The sequence below is a fragment of the Leptolyngbya sp. DQ-M1 genome, assembly GCF_039962505.1.
Taxonomy (GTDB): domain Bacteria; phylum Cyanobacteriota; class Cyanobacteriia; order Leptolyngbyales; family Leptolyngbyaceae; genus Leptolyngbya.
In genome coordinates this window covers 14632-30654 of the sequence record NZ_JAMPLJ010000009.1, presented here as the reverse complement: position 1 = coordinate 30654, position 16023 = coordinate 14632, and the positions used below count along the sequence as shown (strand labels likewise).

At 49.2% G+C, this 16023-nt stretch carries 12 protein-coding genes; all 12 read left to right on the top strand.

The features are described from left to right. Positions 1 to 17: 17 nt before the first annotated feature. The 12 genes from NC981_RS21600 to NC981_RS21545 all read left to right on the top strand — a co-directional run bounded on the left by NC981_RS21600 (position 18) and on the right by NC981_RS21545 (position 16015). A complete protein-coding gene (locus NC981_RS21600; protein ID WP_348244798.1) occupies positions 18 to 383 on the top strand; it encodes a hypothetical protein in 366 nt (121 codons plus the stop codon). A gap of 342 nt (positions 384 to 725) precedes the next feature. After that, positions 726 to 1709: a hypothetical protein gene (locus tag NC981_RS21595; RefSeq protein ID WP_348244797.1), complete on the top strand. Its 984-nt coding sequence runs from the start codon at positions 726 to 728 to the stop codon at positions 1707 to 1709. Positions 1710 to 1713: 4 nt separating this feature from the next. After that, complete coding sequence (locus NC981_RS21590) at positions 1714 to 1959, top strand: hypothetical protein (protein ID WP_348244796.1); 246 nt, start codon at positions 1714 to 1716, stop codon at positions 1957 to 1959. Positions 1960 to 2150: 191 nt separating this feature from the next. After that, positions 2151 to 2366 (top strand): hypothetical protein, encoded by a 216-nt coding sequence (locus tag NC981_RS21585; RefSeq protein WP_348244795.1) that lies wholly within the window; start codon positions 2151 to 2153, stop codon positions 2364 to 2366. A 174-nt stretch (positions 2367 to 2540) separates the two neighbouring features. Further along, entirely contained in the window at positions 2541 to 2729 is a 189-nt protein-coding gene (locus tag NC981_RS21580) for a hypothetical protein (RefSeq protein ID WP_348244794.1), read from the top strand. A 46-nt stretch (positions 2730 to 2775) separates the two neighbouring features. Next, positions 2776 to 3048 (top strand): hypothetical protein, encoded by a 273-nt coding sequence (locus NC981_RS21575; RefSeq protein ID WP_348244793.1) that lies wholly within the window; start codon positions 2776 to 2778, stop codon positions 3046 to 3048. A gap of 20 nt (positions 3049 to 3068) precedes the next feature. Further along, positions 3069 to 6392 carry a DUF3854 domain-containing protein gene (locus NC981_RS21570; RefSeq protein WP_348244792.1) on the top strand — a complete coding sequence of 1108 codons (3324 nt, stop codon included), beginning with the start codon at positions 3069 to 3071 and terminating at the stop codon, positions 6390 to 6392. Between the two features lie 68 nt (positions 6393 to 6460). After that, a complete protein-coding gene (locus tag NC981_RS21565) occupies positions 6461 to 6685 on the top strand; it encodes a hypothetical protein (protein WP_348244791.1) in 225 nt (74 codons plus the stop codon). Continuing rightward, complete coding sequence (locus NC981_RS21560; RefSeq protein ID WP_348244790.1) at positions 6682 to 7794, top strand: site-specific integrase; 1113 nt, start codon at positions 6682 to 6684, stop codon at positions 7792 to 7794. The genes NC981_RS21565 and NC981_RS21560 overlap by 4 nt, the downstream gene beginning before the upstream one ends. Positions 7795 to 8184: 390 nt before the next feature. Continuing rightward, the gene (locus NC981_RS21555; protein ID WP_348244789.1) at positions 8185 to 12894 is read left to right on the top strand and encodes a PAS domain-containing protein; all 4710 of its coding nucleotides are present in this window, start codon (positions 8185 to 8187) and stop codon (positions 12892 to 12894) included. Positions 12895 to 12938: 44 nt separating this feature from the next. Then, positions 12939 to 14567, top strand: coding sequence for a PAS domain S-box protein (locus tag NC981_RS21550; RefSeq protein ID WP_348244788.1), 1629 nt, complete (start codon positions 12939 to 12941; stop codon positions 14565 to 14567). Continuing rightward, entirely contained in the window at positions 14528 to 16015 is a 1488-nt protein-coding gene (locus tag NC981_RS21545) for an ATP-binding protein (RefSeq protein ID WP_348244787.1), read from the top strand. The genes NC981_RS21550 and NC981_RS21545 overlap by 40 nt, the downstream gene beginning before the upstream one ends. Positions 16016 to 16023 lie beyond the last annotated feature (8 nt).

Sequence of the window (16023 nt, the reverse complement as noted above, 5' to 3'; positions counted from 1 at the left end):
CTTAAGGACTTTTGCAAATGGAATTCTCAGAAGCGATCGCGGCAACACGGATCGAAAATCACATCACAGTAAAACAACCTCGCCTTTGGATTTTGTGCGCGTTCTATCTACCGGATCGCCTAGCGGAGCAGATGAGCGCGATCGATCTTGTAAAAGTGCGAGGGCAATTCCTGGTTGGATTTAATGCCAAGCCCGTCAAAGGTGAGCATTTCCCTTACGAGGGGCACATCTGGCGGGTAAAAGGGGAAGTCGTGCAATTTCCAGCCCGATACCGTAGCAGAGGGCGCAAGGATACGCCATTTGTAATTTGCGAATATGTCGAGAGCTACGAGAATGAAATGCAAATGTTTAGCCGGATGTTAGAGCTTTCAGGGAACATTTAACCCGCATGATCGGATGCGTCGGATGTCGGATGGGTGGCAATAATTAACCATCGGATAGGCATCCTACGTATCCGATGGGGTTATCCGATGAAATCATCCGATTTATCCGATGCAGATTTATCTCTCTACAAACATCCTTAATTAATGTTAAGTTATACCGCTTATTTTCCAGTGGATAGCGTTAGGAAATGTCACAGGTGAGCGGGTATAACGAGGGATTGTGTTCGCAAGTACGTGCTTGTACAGAATCGTGACAAGGTTACAATAAGTGTAGACAAGTGCAGCACCTAACGACACTTAATGCACTCACAGAAATCAAGAAAAATCAGGAGACAATCAAAAATGAAACTATCTCTAGCGATCGACCGGGGAAACGGCAGCGTTAAATGGATGGCTCACTTAGAGGACGGGCGCAACTATCTCGGCAAGTTTGCTTCGATGATTGTGCAGAATCGCGGCAAAGCTGATCCGGTTGTGGTGGATGGCGTTGAGTGGCTTTATGGCGCTGCGGTTGCCAAGGTTGGTTTAGGCGTTGCTATCCGACCAAGCGAAGCAGGGGCACAAGGCAAGGTAGATCACTTCCCCGTAGTTTTGGCGGGTATTCTGTCGGAGCTAATGGCTAGAGTAAGTATCGGAAATGATATCGAGATTGAAAACCTTTCGATTGTCTCCCCCGTGTGCAGCCCAAGCCTTAAGGCAACTTATGAAGCGGCGGTGAAAGGTCGCAAGATTGTCATCAAGGGCAAGCAGTTGAAACTCAGGGTTAAAAACGTTGAGGTATTCCCAGAAGCATCGATCGTACTTAAGAAAAGCGATGCGGATATCGTTCTCGATATTGGCTACGGTACTGTGCTTGGTTCTGTCCGTGGCGTTGATGGGTACTCATCTTTGCTTGAGAATGGCGCTGAACAGTTGCTAACCAAAGTTCTGAATCATCCCAAGTTTGCAGCAGGTATCGACGCTCAAGGAGGCAAATCAATGCCCGTAGTTGAACTACTAGCGCTTTGCTTAGCTAAGGGAGAGACATCACTCAGAGGCGTTGATCTGCTCCCGCTGCTGGCTGATGTAGTCCCATCTTGGTTTGATGAGAACGCGATCGCGCTTCTGCCTAAGTTGCGACGGATTGCTAGAGAAGAGGGACTATCGGGCAATGTTCTATTAATTGGCGGCGGCTCCGAGCTTCTCAAGCTGGCGTTAGGCGACAGGGCGGGAGATTGGGCTTTTGAGCGCGGGTGCATCCTTGCCGATAGTTCAGACTTTGCTTCTGTTCAGACGCTGGGCGAATTGTGGGATGTAAAATCTCCCGTGTCAGTTGGAGGACGCTAGACAAATGCCCACCGCTAAGCGACGGATCACCATTACGGTTACGGGACAGATTGAGCGCGACTTAGACATTGTTTGGAACGCTTACCCGAATCTCAGGGACAACGCGATCGAGACTATTGCTTTTGTGCTGACACTCAAAGCGAGTGAGCTTCTAACAGGAACAACCATCAAGCCAGTGCAGGAAGCTACTGTCACGCCTGAATCAGTACCAGATGATAGTGGCGACGACGAGGAGGAGTGGACGGACTAACCAAAGCTGCAGCCCCCTAGATCGCTCTAGAGGGCTTCTTTTTCGTGTCGTGACCCTAGATTTAGGGTGCGTATAACTATCGCCTCCGAACCGAAACACAAGACTGTTCTTAAGTACATACTGGTCGGAATCCGAGAAATAGTGTTCTATTGTTATGGGTTCAACAGACAACCATTTACTGAGGGTGAACAATGGCACAGCAGGCAAACCCAGAGACTTTGGTACTAGAAGATCTTTTCATCAACAGCAACAGCAGTACGCTGATCGACTATCAATTGATGCAAGAGTACGTTGGCTTCGATGTCCGAGAGAAGCGTCATCTCATGCGAACTGTGAAGCGGAGACTTTGGAACTTACACAAAATCACAATCTCACCGTTGCGAGATCGAGGGTATTACATCCACTAATCGTAACGAAACCTTAAGCACCGCCTACGCCATTTGGCTGAACTTTTAAGCAATTTGGCGTATCTTTTCCAAGGTTTTCTCTAGAACGGTATCCATCGATACCAAAAGACCGAGAAAAAGACCGATTTTGCAGAGAAAACAACGTAGCGGTATGACCGCAAGCGAGGAACCCAGATGGATCGATTTAGACATAAGTACCCGCCAACCGCCGTCAGATTCCAACGCCCTCTGTTGGAGCAAGCGACGGTATACGCACAGGAAGCGGGCATTCCACGCAACAGACTGATCGGACTGGCGCTTCAAGAATTCTTAGAGCGTCGCTCGACAGGACTAACCCAAGCAAAAGCCCCCGAAAGCCATTAGGCAATCGAAGGACGTTCAAAAAATGTTGTTACGGAGATTTTAACTTATGGACTCAATGTATTGGCTGCTAGTTTCAGAAGTGCTGACCGAGGAAAACCAAGAAGCACGTATCGACTTTCAAAGATTCATGGATGAGCGGATGAAGTCCCCGATCGTCAAGCAAATGCTGGATATGTTCCCTTACAACCGAGGCAAAAACATCATCGTGCCTTTGCTGTACAAGGGGATCTCGCTAACCGAAGCGACTAACGCAGCACTGGCGGAGGAGATGGAAATCCTCTCACAACCACCCAATAGCGAACAATTCTCATACCTATAATTGAAAACCGCCTTAGAGGAGTGCAATCCTTCAAGGCGGTTCAATTTCTTCTCGACACTCGGTTCAAAGCTTACCAGGCTACCGATGTCGATTCCGGCAAACGTAACGCGAGTTCATGGCTCGCTTCTTCGATGTTATACGGCGCTAATCAAGCTGTCAATCTTTCAGACTGTTCTAACCCGAACAATTCTACCGTGTTTCGGGGTTTTGGGCGCAACGCTTCACGCTATACCCAACCCGACATCGGTGGCAAGGTTCAAACAACGCAAGAATGGGCGATCTCTGATATCAAGTCTTCTGGCATCTCTGATGAGATGACAGCGCTCAACTTTAGGACTACCCAAGGGGATGAAGCGATCGAGCCGTTGATCGAACACGCCCAAACAAAGCGACATAACGTAGTGAGTCGCGTTGATGCCACCGCGCGATATTTGCTCAAGGTTTACGACTTCGCAAAGTTAGGCGGTTGGATCACCTTTGGCTGCACATTGGACGGCGATTCGGGTGATATTGCCTACTTCAAGCCGCAGTTCCCAAGGCTTGACTTTGAGCAGAAAAAGCCAGTCAAGTACGAAACACCCAAGGGCGCGGAAGGACACCCACTCTTACCCTCCGTTACTGATGAAGTTGCAGAGAAGACCTACGAGAAATACGGCTCCCGTCCCTTGGAAGGTGAGACTTTCTGGTTTTGTGTGAGACGTTGCAACATTCCTATTGTCATCACTGAGGGCTGGAAAAAAGCAGTCAAGCTCACTCAGGAAGGTTATCCCGCGATTGCGCTTCGTGGCGTATCGATGTGGCATTACAAAGGCACTACCGAGCTTTTCCCGTTACTCAAGGAATTCGCTACAGAGGGACGGAAGATCACGATCGTCTTTGACCAGGACTCCAAACCTAAGACGGTGAAGAATGTTTCTCGCGAGATTCGCAAACTCTCAGTAGCACTAGGAGCGCTTAGCTGCAAAGTCCGTATTGCTGTGTGGCATGAATCATGCGGCAAGGGGATCGATGATGCGGCGGTGAAGATGGGGCTTGATTGGCTCGATCAAACCATGAGAATTGCCCTAACGCCTACCGAGTGGAAAGTAACGGGCATCTCTCAGCAATACCGAAATATCATCATTAGATTAAAGACGCTCTCAATCACACCAGATCGAGACACTGAAGGCAATTACTTACCGGAGCTACCCTCCGAAATTCCCATCGGCTCAATCACACTGATCGAGGCGAACATGGGGGCGGGTAAGTCCCATACAGGTATTAATCCGCTTACTCGACAATGGATCGCCAACGGTGGGAACGTCCTACGGCTCGATCCGTTACTGTCGCTTGGGGCACAAGGCGCGAAGCTCTCGAACATTCCCCATAGCTCTGATTACGACTTGACTAGTGCTGAGGGCTACGCGATGTTCTGCCGAGACATTTCAGCACGCCACGGAGCGGCAATCTGTTTTAACTCGCTACTGAGAATTCCTCAATGGTTTCTCACGGATCGACCACTGATGATTGTTCTGGATGAACTAAACCAGGGGCTTGATTACCTGATCCAAGGCAACACACTCGGAAGCAAGCAGCCGGAAATTCTTGATCGGTTCTCGGAAATCTGCTTTATTGCGGGTTTTGGTGGCGCGATCGTTGCGGCTGAGGCTGAGATTCACCCGCGTTCTGTAGAACTACTCAAGCAGTTCTCTGGATCTGACAATATCCGATACTTCAAGCATCATCGCCATAATGCAGCGTGGAATGTCGATCTTGGGGTCGGGCGCTTAGACGGCTTCATGCTCAAACTTCTGTGCGATGCGGAATTCAAGAAACAGTTAATCCTTACCGACTCGCAAGCTGCTAGTAAAAAAATCGAGCGCAGAATCGCACTTCAGTTTCCAGGAAAGAAGATCGCCAGAATCGACTCCGAGACCAACCGGGGCGGTGCGTTTGCTGACTTTTTCGATAGTCCTGATGAGTGGTTGAAGGCAAATCAACCGGACGTTTTGATCTGCTCTCCAAGCGTGAAAACTGGAGTCTCGATCACCCTAGAGGGGGCGTTTGACGGGGTTTATGGTTTCTTTGTGGGAGCCATTGATCCGGACGGGTGGATGCAGATGCTAGGTCGCTACCGTCCCACCGTCGAGCGCTTCGTTTGTGTTCCCAAGTTTGTGCTAACCCGTGGCGATGAGTCGTTATTGCGTCCTGCAAATGTCAAGGAACGGCTCGACAAGGAACGGGCGTTTATCTCGCAACATTTCGCGATCGAGGCACTAGACGAAACCGACGATCGCAAGATGGCGGTACGTTTGGCAGCGCAAGATTATTACTCCGAAATGGTCGCCTTACGGGGGGCGCAAAAGGCAATCTCTCAAGAGTATCTAACTTCTGTGCTTCGTGAAGCTGGTCACACGGTCTTACCTGTTGAGTGGGGAACAGACAAAAACGAAGCGTCTAACCTATCCCAAATCCAAGAACAGATCGATCTTGAGGATGCAGTGAAGATCGCCAATGTTGAGGCTTGCGAGTCGATCGAAGATGCCCAAAAGATTCTCGCTTCGGAATGCAGCCTTGAAGACGAGTTTCGGGCACGTAAAACGATTTATCGGGAAGCTTACCCTGGCATCGCTTTTGACGACACTCAAGATTGCTTCTGGCTTTTAACGAAATCCAAAGGCAAATTAGGACGGGGTGCTGAAATGCAGGCAGCGATCGAGAATCTAGAGGCATCCAAAGAACTCGACTTAGACTTGGTTTCTCAGGTTTGTGGCGATGAATTGGGACTGACCCATAGATTGCCTAAGCGGTACATGAAAGCGTTGTTATTGCAGCAAAGCGGAATCCTTGCTTTATCTGCCCGTGAGAGCCAGTTCCAAAACTCCGATGAAATTTGCCTCAAGATTCAGGCTTGGGCGGTACGTTTTGCGAAAGATCTTCGATACTACTTCGGGTTGAGCATTGCCAAGGAATACGAGGATTCTAGAGGTCGCAAGCGCCATACTCCCTCTGAGATTGTCGGGAAGTTGCTTAAGAAGATCGGTCTATCGATGGTTGTTGACCGAAAGGTTGGTGCACGCGGGAATCAAACGCGCGTCTATGAAACCTGCTTAGACCGCATCAAACGAGAGGATCAGGACATTGCTTGGGCATACCGAGAAAAAGCATTAGAGGCAGCTAGGGCGCGGCTTCAGGCGAAGGTTCCTTGCGAGATTCCGGTGATTGAGTCTCATGCTGTATCGGTCGATCAACCGGAGCGCGAGATCTCCTCACAGATCGCAGTAACTATCAATGTCGCAGCCGTCACGGTTGCAGATGATCACAAGCAAGGCGATCGCGGGAATCAGCCATCCCTAACAGTCTAAGCACCCTTCATTGAGAGCGGAGGCAGTTGCTACCGCTCTCCCTCAGACCCCTACAGAATTCCCCACAAATGAAGACTTGGTTATTTACGAGTGATGCCGCGATCTCTCTTGATTTGCCTGCCGAAAAACTGAGAGAGTTATACCGATCGGGAATGTTCAAAATGGGCTACCACGTCCGCGATGTGGCTCCGAATGGTTCCAGGAGAGCAACGCTGCAATTTCACATAGATCGCTGCCAGGAGCAGCTTTGTACACCTCCTGAACGCCGCAAATCATACCTGATAAGCAAATGACATTAGAGAAGGTAAACGACCGTCTGAAGGCGGCTAATCTTGGCGTGACGATTCATGCTAGGGGAAAGGGGTCTCTGCTGTCCCTACGTGCGAAAGTTCCGCCTAAGAACGGTGATGGAAGCCCTAAATGGCAGTACATCTCATTAGGACTACAAAACAACCCCGCAGGCTTAAAACGGGCGGAATTAGAAGCCAAAAAGCTATCTGTTCAGATCGGCTTAAGAGAGTTCCAATGGTCGGATTGGGTGGAGCCTGAGCAAGATCAGCCAGAGACGATTGCAGCATGGATCGAGCGGTATGAAATCGAGTATTTCAACCGTCGATCGCGCACTCCTAAAAGCGAAACCACATGGAAAACTGACTACAAGCAACCTTTTGGACAGCTTCCCCCAGATGAGCCGCTAACGGCTGAGGTTTTGCGTCAGTCAATCCTTGATACGGAACCAGACACTCGCAATCGGAAGCGCCGAACTGATGCGTTACGACGGTTAGCAAAGTTCGCAGGGGTTGATTTGGACACTAGGGCATTGCGAGGGGATTACTCCCCAAAACGACTTACTCCACGAGACTTGCCAACGGACAAAGAGATCAGTGAGTGGCGAGATCTCATTAATAACGAGCGTTGGCAATGGGCTTTCGGACTTATGGCAACCTACGGACTAAGAGATCACGAGATCTTCCATGTCGATCTTGAATCGCTCAGAGAGTCACCCATCCTCATACTCACAGACAACCTTCACGGGGGCGGGAAGACGGGTAGGCGTAAGGTGTACCCATATCATCCAGAATGGTACGACCAGTGGCATTTATGGAATATCTCGCTTGTTCCACAAGTCACGGGAAAAACCAATGCGGCATTAGGGAATCGCGTAATCAATGCCTTTGCGCGCTATGGATTCCGTAAGCCTTACAATTTGCGGCATTGCTGGGCGGTAAGGACTGTTGAGTATGGAGTGTCAACAACGCTTGCAGCCGAGCAAATGGGTCATAGCGAACGTGAGCATTGCCAAACGTACCATCACTGGATAGGCGATGACGTTCATCAACGGGAACACGATCGCGTTCTTCGCAATCCCAACCGACCTTTGCCCCCCGTGAGCATGATATGAGCAAGAAACTCGAAATTGACTGGCATAAATTCCTATATTTTGGTGTAGTTAGAGCCTCTAGAAATTCCTTGGTTGCGAGGCTTTAGAGCAACCCACCAGGGCATCGCCAAGTGGTAAGGCAGAGGTCTGCAAAACCTCCACCCCCAGTTCGAATCTGGGTGCCGCCTTCAAGAATTTCAAGCTCTAGAACTGGGTTCTAGAGCCTTTTAAATAAGTTAAGTTGTGCCATCAGATTGTGCCAATAGGTCAGCCGTTGTGATTTCACAAGTACGATGGTCGGGTCTTTACTATGAGCTATGCTTACCGCTGTATCTACCCTGAGAGGGATAGGCAGGGTTAGAGTCAATCAGATTTAATAAAACATCCATATGGGCATACGGCAGCATCTCAATGAAGCGTGATAAGACAGGCAAATTTATTCAAGCTTGGGATGGAGAACAAAAACACGCAGTCAAGCTATCTCTGACGAGAACTGCTTGGCAACGATTGCAGCAGCAGGCAGGAGAATTAGGCATTTCTCGTTCTGAATTGGTAGAGCATTATGCACGTCACTCGCACTATTGTTTTGCCGGAAGTAATACAGTAGATGATTGCAACAATGAGGCAAGTCGCCTACCCACTGTAGCAATGCAAAGCGTTGATCCAGGTTCTGATCAGTTGCTCATAGGACGTATATTTGCACTACAAGAAAGAAATATACGGTTACAAGAACAGATTGTTAAACTTCAGCAAACCGTCGAGAAACTTCGATCGCAACAGCAACAGGCAGATGCTCAAATCAATGAACGGAAGTGGCTAGAAGCAGCGCTCAATTTGCTGCCGACTCCGCTGATGATGGTTGATCCACAACAAATGCGAGTCACTTTCTCGAATCAGGCAGCAAATGCAATCGCAGGCGTGAATATTGCCGAGGAGGTCGGAGCAGTCTACAACGCAGACTATCATTGCACCGATGAGTTAGGGAGGTTTCTCCCGCCTGAGCAGATACCAGCTATTCGAGCTGCGCGGGGCGAGAAAATCGCTGGAACTGAAATCAACTGGCACACTCCCGTTGGCGTTTTTCCGCTCCTAGTCTACGCAGATACATTGCCTGCGATGTACGATCGACCCCCAACAAGTGTGGTTGTCTTTCAGGATATTCGCGAACGGAAGCAGATCGAGGCACAACTCAAAGAAAGCCAGCGTTTTATTCAGCAAGTTGCCGACGCGATACCCGGAGTTCTCTATATCTACGACTTGATTGAGCAGCGCAATGTCTATGCCAATCGCCAAGTCGGTGAAATTTTGGGATACACGATCGAGCAGGTTCAGGCAATGGGCAATCAATTGTTTCCATTGCTGATGCACCCCGATGATCTTGCAACGTTGCCTGCTCATCTGGAACGCTTCAATCAGGCACAAGATGGAGATGTAATAGAACGAGAATACCGAATGCGTCATGCAAATGGAGAATGGCGCTGGTTGTGGAGCCGTGATCAGGTCTTTTCTCGCACTCAAGCTGGCGCACCGCATCAAGTTCTAGGAATCTCGCACGATATTACAGATAGCAAACAAGCTGAATTGAAGCTGAAACAAGCCGAGGAAAGCCTTCAGCTTGCTCTGACTTCTGCAGGGGTTGTTGCTTGGGATATGGATTTGCAAACCCATCAGGTGGTTTGCTCTCCAAACGCCCTTGAAGTTTGGGGAGTGCAAGCAGGGACGGCAGAAGACTTTTTCCGCAATGTTCACCCAGACGATCAGGACAGTTTAATTCAAGCATTAGCGCAAGCGATCGCTGGAAAAGAAGACTACTTTCATGAATACCGAGTGCTGAGTCCCGATCAAACCGTTCGCTGGTTGAGCAGCCAGGGACGAGTTTATTTCGACCACGCGGGTCAAGCAATCCGAATGGTCGGGGTCACGACGGATATTAACGATGCGAAGCACCGCGAAGCAGAACGCATTCGGGTTGAGAATGAACGCAAGCAAGCTGAAATCGCAGCGGCTCGATCTGCCGATCGCACAGCTCGTCTGCAAAGTATTACCGCCGCTCTTTCTGAAGCATTGACTCCCTGTGATGTGGCAACTGTGATTGTTAAACAAGCATTAGCTGCGCTGGGAGCTTGTCGCGGCTTGGTCATGCTGCTCAGCACCGATCAAAAAGAACTGGAACTAATTCGATCGATTGGATATTCTCCTGATGCTTTGTCAGAATGGCGACGATTTCCTGTCACGGCAGCTGTACCGCTTGCTCATGTGATTCACACTCGAACTCCTGTTTTCCTGCAATCTATCGCTGAAGCAACTACCACATATCCTCAAGTTGCGGCTTTGCAGAACAAGATTTCATCAGGCGCGATCGCGGCAATTCCACTCATCGCTGAGGATCAGGTGCTCGGTGTGCTGGGAATTGGATTTACGGAGGCACATCCCATTTGCGAAGAGGATCGGGCATTTATGCTCGCATTAGCTCGCCAATGTGCTCAAGCGATTCGGCGATCGCAGCTTTATCAAGCAGAACAAGAAGCGCGAGCCAGCGCAGAAGCGAGCGAGAGCCGTCTCCGGTTTATGGCAGAAGCAATTCCGCAGATGGTTTGGGTTGCTCAAGCGAATGGTTTTACCGAATACTACAATCAGCGGTGGTTTGAGTACACAGGCTTGACCTTAGAAGAAAGCCAAAATGCGAATGGCAGCTTTCGTCATCCGGATGATCACGATCGCTTTATCCAAGCCTGGATCAAAGCCGTGACCAACAAGGAGATTTTTCAAGCCGAGCAGCGAATCAAACGAGCGGATGGCATCTATCGCTGGCATCTATCACGGGCATATCCGATGTTGGATGAAACCGGTGAAATTGTGAAATGGTTTGGCTCTTGCACCGATATTGATAATTGGAAGCGAATAGAGCAAACCCAACGGTTTCTTGCTCAAGCTTCCCAAACCTTTGCAGAAGCAAATTTGGACTTGCAAGCTGTTTTGGACACGGTGACTCGGCTGGTCAGTGAATTCACTCAGGATGTCTGCGTTCTAAATCTGCTTGCCGATGATGGGCAATTCCTTGAACACGCCTCGTTTTATCATCCTGATTTGGAGGTTCGATCGTTTGTTGGAGAATTACTAGAGCAATATCCGCGCCGCATCACCGAAGGAATTGGGGGACGCGTGGCGCGAACAGGAGAACCTTTGTTAATGGCTGTGACTTCGCAAGAAGAATTGAGTGCTGCGATTCAACCAGAGTATCGCCTTTACCTAGAGCGCTTTCAGGTTTGCAGTGTTTTGCTGGTGCCTTTAAAGGTACAAGGAGGAACTATCGGGGTGTTGAGCCTCACCCGTCATTCTCCTGCTGATCCTCACACACAAGATGATTTAAGTCTGTTTCAGGATTTGGCAGATCGAGCAGCGATGGCGATCGCCAATGCAAGGCTGTATCAACAGGCAGAACAAGCCCGTCAGCGAGCGGAACGAAATGCCGATCGCACCGCTCGGCTTCAATCCGTGACGGCTGCTCTCTCAGAATCACTAACTCCAGTTCAAGTGGCAGAAGTCATTGCTCAACAAACCGTTGGAGTGGTCAACGCCGCCTCAGTTTTAGTCGCGCTGATCACGCCGCAGGGTAATGAGTTGGAGATTATTCACTCATTGGGCGAGAAAGCAGAGATTCCTTCCGAATGGAGACGCTTTTCGCTGGCACTAAGGACACCTTTAACCGATGCTGTCCGCACCGGGCAACCCATGTGGGAAGAACCACTGGAAGAACGCATCGCTCGCTATCCGCATTTAGCAGAACAATATGCTCAAGCAAGTTATCCGGTCTGGATTTCTCTGCCGCTCATCGTTGAAGGGCGATCTATCGGAGGCATTGCTATCACTTTTACGCACCAACCTCAGCTTCGACTAGAGGATCGAGCGTTCATGCTTTCGCTCGTGCAACAGTGTGCTCAAGCGATCGCTCGTGCCCAGCTTTATGAAGCAGAACAACGAGCGAGATCCCAAGCAGAAGCCGCAAACCGAACCAAAGACGAATTTCTGGCGGTGCTGTCTCATGAATTGCGAACTCCCATGAATCCGATTTTGGGTTGGGCGAGAATTCTCCGACAAGGCAAGCTAGACCCCCAGCGAGCCGCAACTGCCTTAGCCACGATCGAGCGCAACGCAAAGCTTCAGGTTCAACTGATTGAAGATTTGCTCGATATTTCCCGCATTCTGCAAGGCAAGCTCAGTGTTAACCCCTGTCCAGTGAACCTTGCTGCAACGATCGATGCTGCACTTCAAACCGTTCGTTTAGCTGCTGAAGCAAAAGATATTCAAATTCAAACGAATATCGGTACAGAAGTTGCTAACGTTCTAGGCGATGCAGGTCGTTTACAGCAAGTCCTGTGGAATTTGCTTTCCAACGCGGTAAAATTTACGCCAGAGCAAGGTCAAATCGAAGTTCGATTAACCATTGTCCATGCCCAAGCTCAGATTCAAGTGCAAGATACAGGTAAAGGCATTCAGCCTGACTTCCTCCCTTACGTGTTTGAATATTTTCGTCAAGCTGATAGCAGTAGTACTAGAACGTTTGGGGGATTGGGATTGGGATTGGCGATCGCACGTCAAATTGTTGAATTACACGGCGGGACAATTCAGGCAGAAAGTTCTGGAGAGGGACAAGGCTCCACCTTCACGGTCAGACTACCGCTTCTATCTATACCAGCGCTTCCTGAACAGGAGAAGACTTTAGCAAACAATGAACTAGCTTTACAGGAAATTCAGGTTCTTGTCGTGGATGATGAGATTGATAACTTGGAGCTAGCAACCTTCATTCTAGAGGAGGCAGGGGCTTCTGTTGTTGCTGTATCTTCCGCTCAAGCAGCGCTTGAGTGTTTCCGTCAAACAAAACCGGATGTTCTCCTTGCTGATATTGGAATGCCCGAAATGGATGGGTATCTGTTGTTGCGGTATATCCGAGCCTTAGAGGCAGAACAGGGCGATCGTCCAACTTCAGCCATTGCTTTAACTGCCTATGCGAGTGAAGCCGATCAGCAGCAAGCACGAGCAGCAGGATTTCAATGTCATTTGCCTAAACCTGTTGAGCCAGAAGCATTATTACAGGCAGTTTTAGGATTAGTTCGCACCTGAACTCCGTCGTTCCTATCCAGTTCCTATTTTTCAGGCTCATTCACATGGTAGATCGGGAAACAACAAAAGAAGAATTGCTTGATGAGTTGGCCCAGTTACGCCAACGGTTTCAAGAATTGGAACAACGCGAGAAACAGTACAGGCAGCAAGAACAAGCGTTGCGAGAAAGGGAAGAGTGGGCACGGCTTGCGATTCAGGTCGGTCGGCTTGGCGGCTGGCGACTCTGTCTGGATACCAATTGCGTCGAGATAGATCAGCGAATGCGGGAAATCTGGGGTGAACCAGAAGATACCGTCTTAATCCCATTACCAAAAGTATTAGAGCGCATACACCCCGACGATCGAGAACGAGTCGCGGCTGCGGTGAATGCTGCGATTGATCCTCAATCGTCAGGAACCTACGAGATTGAGTATCGGCTTGTTTGGAAGGACGGCACCGAACGGTGGGTGTTAGCAAACGGACAAGCCCAGTTTGAGGGAGAAGGTGGGTCTCGACGCACGGTTAATTTCTTCGGCACTGCGCTTGACATCACGGATCGTAAACAGATGGAAACGGCACTGATTGCTCAAGAACAGCGTTATCGCTATATTTTTGAAGCAGTGGGCGTTTCAATTTGGGAAGAAGATTTCTCGGAGGTAAAAGCCGCGATCGACCAACTCAAAACATCAGGAGTTCAAGATTTTCGACAGTACTTCACTGAGCATCCTGAATTTGTGCAACGAGCAGTTGAGATGGTGCGCCTGCGCGATGTCAATCAAGCATCTCTACTTCTATTTGGTGCTCAAACAAAAGCAGAGTTATTGCACTCATTGCCCCAAATCTTCACCCCCGAAACCCGTGAAGCGTTTATTGAGGAACTATTGGCGATTGCTACAGGGAGAACCCAATTTGCTACAGAAACCGTATTGCAAACCTTACAGGGTCAACAGTTGCAGGTCTGGTTTAGTATCACTTTTCCGCCTCCTTCAGAATCCTATGAACGAGTGATTGTTTCGCTTTTGGATATTACTGAGCGCAAACAGACAGAGAAAGCATTAAAACGGTATCAGTTACTCTCTGAACATAGCCGTGACATTGTGCTATATATCCGGAGAGATGGGCAAATTCTAGAAGCCAACCAAGCCGCAGTCAATGCCTACGGCTATAGCCGTGCAGAACTATTATCCCGAACTATCTCTGATCTACGATCGCCCGAAACTTACTCGTCGCTCAACGCCCAGTTTAGCCAAGCATACCAACGTGGGATTTTGTTTGAAACAGTCCACCGTCGTCAGGATGGTAGCTCCTTTCCGGTTGAGGTCAGTGCTCAAAGTACAGTCACTGAAACTGAAGCTGTGATTTTGAGTATCATTCGAGATATTTCTGAGCGCAAACAAGTTGAAGCTGAACGCGAATACTTATTGCGCTGTGAGCAGTCTGCTCGTTTAGCGGCTGAGAGTGCCGAACGCCGTGCACAGTTTATAGCAGAAGCAGGGACAGTGCTGAACTCTTCGTTAGAGTATCAGTCTACGCTAAGCAGCGTCGCTCAGTTAGTTGTTCCAACACTGGCAGATTGGTGTGCCGTTGATATTCTCAATGCCGGAGGTTCCCTAGAGCGGCTTGCAACTGCTCACATTGATTCAGCTAAGGTAGAGTGGGGCATAGAGCTTCATCGTCGCTATCCACCGATCTAAATGCTCCTCATGGGATAGCACAGGTGCTTCGTACTGGACAACCGGAGTACTATCCAGAGATTTCCGAGGAGCAGCTTATTGCTGGGGCACGTGATGCTGAACATTTACAGATTCTACGGGCACTAGGGTTAAAATCCGTCATGATAGTGCCGTTGATTGTTCGTGGAAGAACTTTAGGAGTAATTTCGTTTATCTCGGCAGAATCTGGTCATTCTTACAGTCTGGCTGACTTGTCGCTTGCTGAGGAATTGGCTCGACGCGCAGCGCTTGCTCTAGACAATGCCTACTTATATCTAGAAGCTCAGCAGGCGCAACTCCAAGCTGAAGCAGCGAACCGAATGAAAGATGAATTCCTAGCCGTTCTCTCACACGAACTTCGCACTCCAATGAACCCAATCCTAGGTTGGGCAAGATTGTTGCAGAAAGGAACACTCGATGCAGAAAGAACTGCAACTGCGCTTGCCACGATCGAACGAAATGCCCAGCTACAAGTCCAACTGATTGAAGATTTACTAGATATCGCTCGCATTTTGCAGGGTAAGTTTAGCTTGAACCCCTACCCTGTGAACTTGGCATCAACTATTGAGGCTGCGATCGAAACTGTTCGTCTAGCTGCTGAATCAAAGAACATTCAGATCCAAGCCGAATTTGAAGCGAATATGGGTTCCGTGTTAGGAGATGCAGGTCGCTTACAGCAAGTGGTCTGGAACTTACTATCGAATGCACTCAAGTTTACGCCAACAGGAGGGCAAGTCGAAATCCAATTAACCAAGATTGGTTCACAGGCTCAAATTCAAGTCAGGGATACAGGTAAAGGCATCAAACCTGAGTTCTTACCCTATGTTTTTGACACATTTCGCCAAGCAGATAGCAGTACTACGAGAACCTTCGGGGGGTTGGGGTTAGGGCTTGCGATCGTCCGACATATTGTTGAACTGCATGGAGGAAGTGTCAAAGCAGAAAGCCTGGGAGAAGATCAAGGCGCAACCTTTACTGTTCAGCTTCCTCTGCTGCCTGAAGCGTCTCCCCTAACTGAGACAAAGACAGCCCCGCAAGCTGCTCCGGCTTTAGCAGGACTTCGGGTGTTGGTTGTCGATGATGAGGCTGATACTCTAGAACTTAGTCAATTCATACTGGAGACAGCAGGCGCGATCGTCATTCCTGCGGTCTCTGCCGCTAATGCGCTTCAACAGTTTGAGCAAGCGCAGCCGGATGTCTTGGTTTCAGATATCGGTATGCCGCAAATGGATGGCTATACCTTGATTAGCCAGATCCGATCACAGCTCCCCGAAGGTAAACAAATTCCAGCAATTGCATTAACTGCTTACGCGGGTGAGATCAATCAGCAACAAGTGTTAGCTGCCGGATTTCAGCTCCATCTAGTCAAGCCGGTTGAGCCAGAGCAATTAGTAGAGGCAATTGCACAAGTACTGCCAGATGATGCTTGATGCCGTTG

What these genes read in the sequence shown, in the direction of transcription:
- NC981_RS21600 (WP_348244798.1), top strand. Translation starts at nt 18, where the DNA reads ATGGAATTCTCAGAAGCGATCGCGGCAACACGGATCGAAAATCACATC.
- NC981_RS21595 (WP_348244797.1), top strand. Translation starts at nt 726, where the DNA reads ATGAAACTATCTCTAGCGATCGACCGGGGAAACGGCAGCGTTAAATGG.
- NC981_RS21590 (WP_348244796.1), top strand. Translation starts at nt 1,714, where the DNA reads ATGCCCACCGCTAAGCGACGGATCACCATTACGGTTACGGGACAGATT.
- NC981_RS21585 (WP_348244795.1), top strand. Translation starts at nt 2,151, where the DNA reads ATGGCACAGCAGGCAAACCCAGAGACTTTGGTACTAGAAGATCTTTTC.
- NC981_RS21580 (WP_348244794.1), top strand. Translation starts at nt 2,541, where the DNA reads ATGGATCGATTTAGACATAAGTACCCGCCAACCGCCGTCAGATTCCAA.
- NC981_RS21575 (WP_348244793.1), top strand. Translation starts at nt 2,776, where the DNA reads ATGGACTCAATGTATTGGCTGCTAGTTTCAGAAGTGCTGACCGAGGAA.
- NC981_RS21565 (WP_348244791.1), top strand. Translation starts at nt 6,461, where the DNA reads ATGAAGACTTGGTTATTTACGAGTGATGCCGCGATCTCTCTTGATTTG.
- NC981_RS21560 (WP_348244790.1), top strand. Translation starts at nt 6,682, where the DNA reads ATGACATTAGAGAAGGTAAACGACCGTCTGAAGGCGGCTAATCTTGGC.
- NC981_RS21555 (WP_348244789.1), top strand. Translation starts at nt 8,185, where the DNA reads ATGAAGCGTGATAAGACAGGCAAATTTATTCAAGCTTGGGATGGAGAA.
- NC981_RS21550 (WP_348244788.1), top strand. Translation starts at nt 12,939, where the DNA reads ATGGTAGATCGGGAAACAACAAAAGAAGAATTGCTTGATGAGTTGGCC.